We start from the raw sequence: 9,967 nt of genomic DNA on the forward strand, positions 1-9,967 counted from the left end.
GCAAATCAATGTAGGCGCCAAGCTCCGGCACGGCATCAACCTACGAGGCTCGCGCAGCCGGCAGTTCGATGCGCACCCGCAAGCCACCCAGCGGGCTTTCCTGCAGGCTCAGGCTGCCATTCCAGGATTCGACTACGTCACGCACGATACCGAGCCCAAGACCGTGCCCGGCTACGTGCTCATCCAGCCTCGCCCCACGCCCAATGACTTCCTCGCGCTTGTCTTCGGCAATTCCAGGGCCATCGTCGTCCACCATCAGACTGTAACCGCCCTCCCCGCTGCGAATGGTCAGGTTGACCTGGGTTTCCGCCCACTTGCAGGCGTTATCCAGCAGGTTACCCAGCAGTTCCAGCAGGTCCTCCCGGTCCCAGGGCAGTCGCAAACCCTCGGGGGCGTCCCAGTCCAGGTCCAGCCCACGGTCGTGGATCATCGCCAGGGTGGAGAACAGGCCGGGCAGTTCCTCGGTGCAATCGAAGTGCGCTCCTGGCAGCGCCTCGCCAGCCAGGCGCGCACGCCCCAATTCGCGCGCCAGACGCTGCTCGATCTGCGCCAGTTGTTCACGCAGGGTCGCGCGCAAGGCGGGTTTATCTCGCAGCTCTTCACGGTCGGCCAGGCTGACCAGCACCGCCAACGGCGTCTTCAACGCATGACCAAGGTTACCCAGGGCGTTACGGGAACGCCTGAGGGTGTCCTCGGTGTGGTTAAGCAGGTGGTTGACCTGTGCCACCAGAGGCTCCAGTTCCTCGGGAGCGTGACTGTCCAGCTCACTGCGCTGACCTTGCTGCAACTGTGCAATCTGCTGGCGAACATCCTCCAGTGGACGCAATGCCCGGCGCACTGTGACGCGTTGCAGGGCGAGGATCAGCAGCAACCCGGTCACGCCCAGGGCAAAGCCCGTCCACTGCACTCGACGGAAGCTTTCCAGTATCGGTGTGTAGTCTTGCGCCACAGAAATTCGCACGGTCCGCCCGAAGCGTCGGTAATCGCCGCGCCAGGTTAGCAACTCCTGATCAACGGGCCCTGGCAGCAAGCTATCGGCCAATCCCTTCTGTTGAGGCATCGGTAGCTCCGCATCCCAGAGCGAACGGGAACGCCAAGTCTCTTCGCCCAGGTCAATGATGAAATAGCGGCCGGAATAGGGTTGCTGATGGGCGGGATTCAGACGCGTCTCGTCGAGTTGAATCCCATTGGGGCCTCGCACCAGGGCACTTAGCAGCAGCTCGGCTTCGCTGCGCAGGCCTTCGGCCAGGTAGCGCCGCAGCCCCAGGTCGAACAACCAGAGACTCGTCTGCGCCAGGACCAGTCCCACCACCAGCAGCACACCAACCAGTCCGAGGCTGAGCCGGCGCTGGATCGACCTCATCGGCCCTCACCGGTGAAGCGATAGCCCTGGCCGCGACGGGTTTCAATGACCTCACGACCCAGCTTGCGACGCAGGTGATTGACGTGCACTTCGATCACATTGGAATCCCGTTCGGTTTCACCGTCGTAGAGGTGCTCGGCCAGGTGGCTCTTGGACAGAAGCTGGCCAGGGTGCAGCATGAAGTAGCGCAGCAGGCGGAACTCGGCGGCGGTCAGTTGGACCTCCTCGCCATTTCGGCTGACACACTGGCGCCCCTCATCCAGCTGCAGACCCGCCGCCTCCAACTGCGGCTGGTTGGCCAGGCCGTGCGCGCGACGCAGCAGCGCCTGGATGCGCAAAGCCAGTTCCTCCGGGTGGAAAGGCTTGGTCAGATAGTCGTCGGCGCCCGCCTTGAGCCCATCAATCCGCTCGGCCCAGGAACCGCGTGCAGTCAAAACCAGCACCGGGGTCGACATGCCACCCGCGCGCCATTCCTGCAGCACCTCCAGCCCCGGCTTACCAGGCAGGCCGAGGTCGAGAATGATCAGGTCATAGGGTTCGCTGGCCCCCTGGTGCAACGCGTCGCGGCCGTCGGCCAGCCAGTCCACGGCGTAGCCTTGGCGACCAAGGCTGTTGGTCAGCTCATCGGCCAGGGGTACATGGTCCTCTACCAGCAACAACCGCATCAGTCGTCTTCCTCGTCCTTCAGAATGCGCCCGTCGCGGGCATCCAGTTCCAGCTCACGTACCGTACCATCGGCGGTGACCAGCTCCACCTCGTAAATGTAGACGTCGTCCTCCTCTTCCAGCTCGGCCTCCAGCAGGCGCGCCCCGGGATAAAGCCCCAGGGCGCTGCGCAGAAGCTGGTCGAGGGGCAGAATGACGCCCTCTTCACGGAGCTTGAGGGCCTCGTCCTGATCCAGGTCCCTGGCCACCGCCTCGAGGGCGAAAATGGCCAGGATCAGGGTAATGATCCCACTGTAGCGAAGGATCCAGCGCATCAGTCGTCCTGGTGATCCTTGAGGATCTGACCGTTGGTGGCATCAAGTTCCAGGTCCCACTGCACCCCCTGGGCATCACGCAGTTCAACCTGGTAGATGTAACGGCCGTATTCCTCTTCCAGTTCGGTTTCGTTGATGGTGCCGCCGGGGTGCTTGCCAATGGCGGCGGCATTGAGTTTCTCGAACGACTGGATGGTACCGGCATCACGCAACTTCAGGGCTTCGTCCGGGCCGAGATCACGAGCCTGGGCGATACCAGCGGTGGCAGCGAGCGTAGCAATGGCGAACAGAGCAGCGAGTTTCTTCATGAGTCATCTCCTCGGGAGCTTGTGTGCTTTCGATGGGAGCAAGATACCGGGGACGACTTAATTGAAGCTGAATTCGCCTTAAGACTTGGGACGGATCATTCACAAACTGAAGAAACTTGGCCTTGACGGGGTCGCCACTATAATCGCTGCCTTGCTTCCAGGAGACTGGCATGAGCGCCATCCAGATCAAGTTTCCCGCCCTCACTCTGCGAGCAGGACGTCGCGCCCTGGCGCACATCCGTGGGCAGGGACTAAAGCCGGCGGATGTCGGCATCCTGCCGGGTGCGGCGGGCGGCCCCAAGGCACTGGGTATCCAGGGCCTGGACCTGGCGCTGTTCGGTGAGTGGCTGCCGCGTGCACCGCGTGAGCGCGCCTTGATCGGCGCGTCCATCGGTTCCTGGCGTTTCGCCAGCGCCTGTCTGCCAAACGCTGTCGACGGCATTCGCCGTCTGGGTGAGCTGTATACCAGCCAGCGATTCCCCAAAGGGGTGACCATGGCGGAAGTTAGTCGCCTTTGCCGCTTGATGCTGGATGAGCTGCTCCAAGGCCAGGACGCGAAGGTGTTGGCCACGCCTCATTACCGCCTGAACGTCGTCGTGGTGAAGAGCCGCGGCCTGCTCGCCCACGACCGCCGCGGCGCCCTGGGCCTGGGGCTATCGTCGGTAATCGGCAGCAACCTGCTGGGTCGCCCGCACCTGGCACGGCACTTCGAGCGGGTCATCCTCCACGATGCGCGACAGAACCCACCGCTGGCACCGCTGTCCGACTTCCCCTCACGCTTCCACGCACTGGACACGGGCAACCTGCGCCACGCCCTTCTCGCCTCGGGCTCGATCCCCATGGTGATGGAAGGTGTGCGGGATATCCCGGGGGCCGGCCCCGGCACGTACCGCGACGGCGGCTTGCTCGACTACCACCTCGACCTGCCCTACAACCCGGGCGGGGTCGTGCTCTACCCGCATTTCACCGACAAGGTGGTACCCGGCTGGTTTGACAAGGGGTTGCCCTGGCGCAAGGGCGATGCCGAGCGACTACAGGATGTACTGCTGATTTCTCCCTCGTGCGAGTACCTGGCCACGCTGCCTCATGGCAAACTGCCAGACCGCAAGGACTTCAAGCGGTATCTGGGCAACGACGCCGGCCGCGAGCGCTATTGGCGCAAAGCCATGGCAGAGAGCCAGCGCCTGGGCGATGAGTTCCTCGAACTGGTGGACAACGGCGAGCTAGGCGAACGCTTGCAAAACCTCTGACCTGGGACGCACGGAGCGAAGGGAGTACAGGGATGAAACTCGCAGTTGCCATCATCCATGGCATCGGCAACCAGCAGGACACGCAGAATGCGGAGGGACAACACGCATTCGCCCAAAACCTGATCGCTGGACTGCGCAAACGCCTGGGCGTGGAAGCGGATGACATCGCCTTCCAGTCACTCTACTGGGCGAGCGTGCTGGACAAACGCGAGTTGGACTATCTGGAGAAGCTCGAACACGAGCCGGTGCGCTGGCGCTGGATGCGGCGCATGGTCACCCTCTTCCTCGGCGATGCCAGCGGTTACCGCAAGGTCAGCCAGGCATACGACACCACCTACGAGCAAGTCCACCAGTGTGTGCGCAACGGTCTCAATGCATTGCGCGCCAAGGTCGAGCCGAATACCCCGCTGGTGTTACTGGCTCACTCCCTCGGCGGACACATCATCTCCAACTACATTTGGGACCAGCAGAAGCTCAATGCCACACCGAGCTGCCCGCGCGATCCCTTCATTGCCATGGAGACCCTGGCAGGCCTGATCACCTTCGGCTGCAACATCCCGCTCTTCACCTTCGCCTATGACCCGGTCCAGCCGATCCGTTTTCCGGGCCACTGTCTCGATGAACGCCTGACGGGCTCGGCACGCTGGCTGAACGTCTACGCGCCGGCCGACTTGCTCGGCTACCCGCTTCGTCCAGTGCAAGGCTACGCTGCCGTGGTGCATGAAGACCGCCCCATGGCAGTGGGCTCCTGGTTCCGCCGCCACACGCCACTGAGCCATCTGGAGTACTGGAACGACGCGCGTTTCCAGGACTATCTGGCCCGCCACCTGCGCGAGCTGCTGAGGGCTTGCACCAGTACTTCCCCATCACAGGAAACAGCTCAACCGGGCCTTCCATCCAACCTGGGCGTGCACAGCAGCACCGCGTAGTGCCGCAGGAACAGCGCGAAGGCCACCGCCCAGCACAAGCCCGCCAGCCAGAACGCCGGACTGCCCAGCAGCGGAAGCAGCAGCACACGGGCGACGGCTCCGAGGTTGAGCAACGCGAATGCCGTCCCCATCGCCCGTGGCGCGTCCAAGGGACGACCACTGTGACCCAGGCTGACCCGCGCGATCATCGCCAGGATCAATCCCCCCATGGCCCCGACACCCAGCGCGTGCTGGGCCTGGCTCGGGTTGTCCAGCTGCCCGAGATGCCAGGCCGCCAGGGCCAGGGGCGCCACGGCCAGCCAGGCAAAGGCCAGATGCAGCGGCCAGAGCAGCGTCACCCGCCAGATGCCAGCGTCGTACCAGCGCGCCAGGCGCAGCAGGTTGCCAAGGCCCGGCAGCAAGCAGAGGATCGCCAGCCAGGTCGAACGCTGCAGGCCGGGGCCCGCCGCGAAGCTGGCGGCCAGGAGGACGCTACCCACCAGGCAGCTCCGGTCCAGCCAGGGCCAGGCCTTGGCCTGCTGGGTGCGGCCCAGGCCACGCTGTGTGAAGAACGGAATCACCCTCCCGCCGATCAGCCCCATCAACGCCGCCACCAGCCAGAGCGCCGCCAGCACACCCTGGCGCTGCAGGGCTTCGTTGCCGACAGCCAGCCCCCAGAGCACCAGGGCATCGGCCACCGCCAGCAGGCTCAGGACCAGCGCCACGGGGTAGTTGTTGCGCTGGCGCACGCGCCACAGGCTGCGCATCAGCACCAGGGCCACCGCAGGGAGGAAGACCAGCTCCAGGGGAATCAGCAGCGTCAGGGGTGCGCCCAGTACCCAGGCCAGGCGGGCAGCCAGCCAGAGCAGCGCCAGGCTGGCCAGGGCACGACCGCGCAAGCCGGGATTGCCGGTCCAGTTCTGTACGGCGGTGAGGAGGAAGCCGGCAATGATGGCTCCGCCGAAGCCGAACACCATTTCGTGGCGGTGCCAGGCGAGCCAGCCACCCGCCGGTTGCCAGGGGCCGAGCCAGCCGTGGAGCGCCATCAGCCAGAGCGGCACGACCAAGAGTGCGAAGGCCGTGCCGAAGAGAAAGAAGGGGCGGAAGCCCAGCCGCCAGATCGGCCGGATCGCCAGCTCCCGCGAAGCATCAAGCAATTGCACAGGCTAGCTCCCGTTGTTCCTTGCGCATCTGGTACTGGGCGGTCAGGCGCATCACGTAGCCCAGCTTGATCAGGGTCGGCCCGAGGATCGACAGGCCGTGGGCGCCAATCACCATCAGCAGGCCCAGGTGCGCGTCGAGGTAGTAGGCCCCGACGATGCCGAGCAACAGTTGGGTCAGGCCGGTCCAGAGGAACAAGTGGGAGAGTTGCAGCAGGCGTTGGGGGCATCCGAACAAACTGGTCATGATCTCGCACTCCTCATTGGGTTGCCCGGTGCTCCTTGGCGCCGGGCGATTGGGGTTAAGCCTCCAGCGCAGCGGCCGGTCCGAAGAACTCGAAGTGGCTCTGGGCTTCCGGTACACCGAGTTCGCGCAGGTGCTTCTTGACCTGGGCCATGAAGCCCTTCGGGCCCAGGAAGTAGGCATCCAGGTCACGCTCGGCGGGCAGCCACTGGGCCAACCGCTCACGACTCAAGAATCCAGTGGCGTGGGGCTGGTCATCCGCATGGGGCTCGCTGTAGCAGAAGAAGTGGTTGAGCTGCGGGATGGCCGCGGCCTTCGCTTCGATCCAGTCGCGGAAGGCATGCACCGCACCGTTACGCGCGCAATGGATGAAGTGGATCGGACGGCCACTGTCCTGGGCGGCTTCCAGCATGGCCAGGGCCGGGGTGATGCCGACACCGGCGGTGATCAGCACCAAGGGCTTCTGGCTCGGCCGCAGGATGAAGTCGCCGGCCGGTGCGAAGAGCTCCAGCAAGTCCCCTTCCTGGACACGGTCATGGAGGAAGTTGGACACCTTGCCGCCCGCCTCACGCTTTACGCTGATGCGGTAGTCGCGGCCGTTGGGGGCAGCCGACAGCGAGTAGTTGCGTCGCGCCTCCTCGCCATCGATATCCAGGCGCAGGCCGATGAACTGGCCGGGGGTAAAGTCCATCACCGCGCCGCCGTCTGCCGGCACGAAGTAGAAGGAGGTGATCTCCGCGCTTTCCTGCACCTTGCGCTCGACGCGGAAGCTGCGGCCACCACGCCAGCCACCGTGGGCCTGGGCGCTCGCGGCATACACCTCTTCCTCGGCGCCGATCAGCAGCCCGGCCAGCAGGTTGTAGGCTTCGCCCCAGGCAGAGATGACTTCGTCGGTAGCGATCTCTTCGCCCAGCACTTCGCGGATGGCGCGCAGCAGGCAGGTGCCGACGATCGGGTAGTGCTCCGGCAGAATCTGCAGGGCAACGTGCTTCGCGACGATGCGGTTCACCAGCGGGCCCAGCACTTCGAGTTGGTCGATGTGGCGGGCGTACATCAGCACGCCGTTGGCGAGGGCGCGGGCCTGGTCGCCGCTGGCCTGGTGGGCCTGGTTGAACAGCGGACGAACTTCCGGATACTCGGAGAGCATCATCTTGTAGAAGTGAGTGGTCAGCGCTTCGCCGCCGGTTTCCAGCAGGGGAACGGTGGACTTGACGATGGCACGAACTTGGCTGGACAGCATGTTGGGACTCCGTTATCGGGTTGGTTCGTTCTGCCTGTTCTACTCCATCATTCGTGCCAACTTTTTACTCCATATAAATCAATAACTTATGTTTAAACGAGTTTTTCTGACTACACTAGCAGACAAGTCATAACGACATATTGGAGTCATAATGACACCCCATCCCCTGCTGCAGACCCTGATCCCCCTGGTCAGCGACCTGTCCCGAGAACTCCCCGAGCGCGAACGCTATCGGCGCCTGCTGGAGGCCCTACGCGGGCTCCTGCCATGTGACGCCACCGCCCTCCTCCGACTGGACGGCGACCAGTTGGTGCCCATGGCCGTAGACGGCCTCAGCCAGGACACACTGGGAAGACGCTTCAAGGTGTCCGAACACCCTAGGCTGCAGGCCTTGATGGAGAGTCGTGGCGTTACCCGCTTCGCAGCTGACTGTGGCCTGCCCGACCCCTACGACGGCTTGGTTGAAGGCCACCAGGAACATCTGGAAGTCCACGATTGCATGGGCTGCCCGCTCTACCTCGACGATCGCCCCTGGGGCGTCCTGACGCTCGACGCAATGGATCCGTCGCGTTTCGACGGGCAGGACCTGTACGTTCTCGAGGATTTCGCCAGCCTGGCGGCCGCCACGGTGAAAGCGGCCGAGCGCATGGACACGCTTACGCGTCGCGCCCAGGACGAGCAGCAGTTGGCAGAAATCTACCGCCAAGCCGCCGGGCAGGTCCGTCCGCAAGAGATAATCGGTCAGAGCGCCACCCATAAGGCGCTGGTGGAGGAAATCAAGCTAGTAGGTAGCAGCGAGTTAACGGTACTGATCAGCGGCGAAACTGGAGTCGGCAAGGAACTGGTCGCTCAATCCATCCATAGCCGCTCCCTGCGGTCCCGGCACCCTATGATCAGTCTCAACTGTGCCGCCCTGCCCGATACCCTGGTCGAGAGTGAGCTGTTCGGCCATGTACGAGGCGCTTTCTCTGGTGCTGTGAGCGAGCGCAAAGGTAAGTTCGAACTGGCCGATGGAGGCACCCTGTTCCTCGATGAGGTGGGCGAGTTGCCCCTGGCGATTCAGGCCAAGCTGCTGCGGGTGCTACAGAGCGGACAGCTGCAGCGGGTCGGCTCGGATCGCGAGCACCGGGTCAATGTGCGGGTCATCGCCGCCACCAACCGCGACCTCGCCGAGGAAGTGCGTTCCGGCCGTTTCCGGGCAGACCTCTATCACCGGCTCAGCGTCTACCCCCTGCGCGTTCCTCCCCTTCGGGAACGCGGACGCGACGTCTTGCTGCTGACGGGCTTCTTCCTCGAAGAGAATCGCGCCAGGCTTGGCTTGCGCAGCCTGCGTCTCAGCCAAGATGCCCAAGCTGCGCTGCTCGGCTACGACTGGCCTGGCAATGTACGGGAGCTGGAGCACCTGATCGGCCGCGCTGCTCTCAAGGCCCTGGCGGCCTGCACCGAGCGCCCCCGAATCCTCACCCTGACGGCCAGCGATCTCGCACTGCCTGGCAACCAGCCCTCGGCAACCACGCGCCTGGTGGAAGAACCGGAAGTTGCAGCGAACTGCGATCTACGTGAGGCTGTGGACCGCTACCAACGCCAGTTGATCACCGCGAGCCTGGAGCGCCAGGCACAGAACTGGGCTGCAGCGGCCCGCGAACTGGGCCTGGATCGCGCCAATCTGCTGCGTCTGGCCAAGCGACTAGGCATCAAGTGAAGGGCTGGCTCGTCCGGCATTGTCTGTCTTTTCAGTCAGGCCGCCGGAGAGCTGGTAAAATCGGGGCTTTCCAGCTTTGGCCGGAACACCGGCCATCATCTCAAGAGCGTTACTCAAGTGGAAATTTTCAAGGAATTCATATTCGAAGCCGCGCACCGGCTCCCTCACGTACCCGCGGGTCACAAGTGCGGCCGCCTGCACGGTCACTCCTTCCGTGTGGCCATCTATATCGAGGGAGAGCCCGATCCCTATACCGGCTGGATCCGCGACTTTTCCGAGCTCAAGGCGATCTTCAAGCCACTCTACGAGCAGCTCGATCACAACTACCTCAACGAAATCCCCGGCCTGGAAAACCCCACCAGCGAAGTCCTCGCCAAATGGATCTGGCAAGAGCTCAAGCCCCTGCTCCCGGAGCTCTCACGCATCCGTATCCACGAGACCTGCACCAGTGGCTGCGAATACCGCGGCGACTGACAGAGCATCAGAAATGCAAAAGGCCACCTTATTAGGTGGCCTTTTTTCTGGATACAGCCGCCAGATCACTCGCATCCGCCGCCGCCCTGCTTGTCGATGCAAACTTTCCCGCGCACAAAGACAAACCCCCGACCCGCTTACGCGGATCGGGGGTTTGAGATAGAAGCTTGACGATGACCTACTCTCACATGGAGAAGCTCCACACTACCATCGGCGATGCGTCGTTTCACTGCTGAGTTCGGGATGGGATCAGGTGGTTCCAACACTCTATGGTCGTCAAGCAATTCGGTTGGGATCTCGTCTTACGACGAAATCCCGAAATCTACGGCTTTCACTAAT

General features: G+C 63.6%; 11 protein-coding genes and 1 rRNA gene. 4 read left to right on the top strand and 8 right to left on the bottom strand.

Translation table 11 applies throughout. From position 1 onward, the window contains the following. Window positions 1–40: 40 nt before the first annotated feature. From AAHM40_RS20660 to AAHM40_RS20675, 4 genes are read right to left on the bottom strand one after another with little or no spacing between them, the layout of a single operon-like run. A complete protein-coding gene (locus AAHM40_RS20660) occupies window positions 41–1,363 on the bottom strand; it encodes an ATP-binding protein (protein WP_342246315.1) in 1,323 nt (440 codons plus the stop codon). Beyond that, window positions 1,360–2,028, bottom strand: a complete 669-nt coding sequence (locus AAHM40_RS20665) for a response regulator transcription factor (RefSeq protein ID WP_342246316.1) — start codon at window positions 2,026–2,028, stop codon at window positions 1,360–1,362. Before AAHM40_RS20665 ends, AAHM40_RS20660 begins: the two co-directional genes overlap by 4 nt. After that, window positions 2,028–2,342, bottom strand: a complete 315-nt coding sequence (locus tag AAHM40_RS20670) for a PepSY domain-containing protein (RefSeq protein WP_342246317.1) — start codon at window positions 2,340–2,342, stop codon at window positions 2,028–2,030. Before AAHM40_RS20670 ends, AAHM40_RS20665 begins: the two co-directional genes overlap by 1 nt. Next, the gene (locus AAHM40_RS20675; protein ID WP_342246318.1) at window positions 2,342–2,650 is read right to left on the bottom strand and encodes a PepSY domain-containing protein; all 309 of its coding nucleotides are present in this window, start codon (window positions 2,648–2,650) and stop codon (window positions 2,342–2,344) included. Before AAHM40_RS20675 ends, AAHM40_RS20670 begins: the two co-directional genes overlap by 1 nt. A 170-nt stretch (window positions 2,651–2,820) precedes the next feature. On the opposite strand from AAHM40_RS20675, the gene AAHM40_RS20680 reads away from it, so the two are divergent. Next, window positions 2,821–3,900: a patatin-like phospholipase family protein gene (locus tag AAHM40_RS20680; protein ID WP_342246319.1), complete on the top strand. Its 1,080-nt coding sequence runs from the start codon at window positions 2,821–2,823 to the stop codon at window positions 3,898–3,900. Window positions 3,901–3,932: 32 nt separating this feature from the next. Then, window positions 3,933–4,829: a hypothetical protein gene (locus tag AAHM40_RS20685; RefSeq protein WP_342246320.1), complete on the top strand. Its 897-nt coding sequence runs from the start codon at window positions 3,933–3,935 to the stop codon at window positions 4,827–4,829. Here AAHM40_RS20685 and AAHM40_RS20690 read toward each other — a convergent pair. Genes AAHM40_RS20690 through hmpA form a run of 3 tightly spaced genes read right to left on the bottom strand, consistent with a single transcriptional unit; the run spans window position 4,781 to window position 7,452 of the window. After that, the gene (locus tag AAHM40_RS20690; RefSeq protein ID WP_342246321.1) at window positions 4,781–5,971 is read right to left on the bottom strand and encodes an NnrS family protein; all 1,191 of its coding nucleotides are present in this window, start codon (window positions 5,969–5,971) and stop codon (window positions 4,781–4,783) included. The two genes, AAHM40_RS20685 and AAHM40_RS20690, sit on opposite strands and share 49 nt — an antisense overlap. Beyond that, a complete protein-coding gene (locus AAHM40_RS20695; RefSeq protein ID WP_342246322.1) occupies window positions 5,958–6,215 on the bottom strand; it encodes a transmembrane sensor/regulator PpyR in 258 nt (85 codons plus the stop codon). The genes AAHM40_RS20690 and AAHM40_RS20695 overlap by 14 nt, the downstream gene beginning before the upstream one ends. A 55-nt stretch (window positions 6,216–6,270) precedes the next feature. Then, window positions 6,271–7,452, bottom strand: coding sequence for an NO-inducible flavohemoprotein (gene hmpA, locus AAHM40_RS20700; RefSeq protein WP_342246323.1), 1,182 nt, complete (start codon window positions 7,450–7,452; stop codon window positions 6,271–6,273). A 151-nt stretch (window positions 7,453–7,603) separates the two neighbouring features. Here hmpA and norR point away from each other — a divergent pair, with 151 nt between their 5' ends. Then, complete coding sequence (norR, locus tag AAHM40_RS20705) at window positions 7,604–9,154, top strand: nitric oxide reductase transcriptional regulator NorR (protein ID WP_342246324.1); 1,551 nt, start codon at window positions 7,604–7,606, stop codon at window positions 9,152–9,154. Between the two features lie 117 nt (window positions 9,155–9,271). After that, window positions 9,272–9,628, top strand: a complete 357-nt coding sequence (gene queD, locus AAHM40_RS20710; protein ID WP_036997744.1) for a 6-carboxytetrahydropterin synthase QueD — start codon at window positions 9,272–9,274, stop codon at window positions 9,626–9,628. A gap of 165 nt (window positions 9,629–9,793) precedes the next feature. Here queD and rrf read toward each other — a convergent pair. Beyond that, window positions 9,794–9,909: ribosomal RNA gene (gene rrf, locus AAHM40_RS20715) — 5S ribosomal RNA — on the bottom strand. Between the last annotated feature and the right edge of the window lie 58 nt (window positions 9,910–9,967).

Origin of the sequence: Pseudomonas sp. OTU5201 (assembly GCF_038440135.1) — a bacterium.
GTDB classification, from domain to species: domain Bacteria; phylum Pseudomonadota; class Gammaproteobacteria; order Pseudomonadales; family Pseudomonadaceae; genus Metapseudomonas; species Metapseudomonas resinovorans.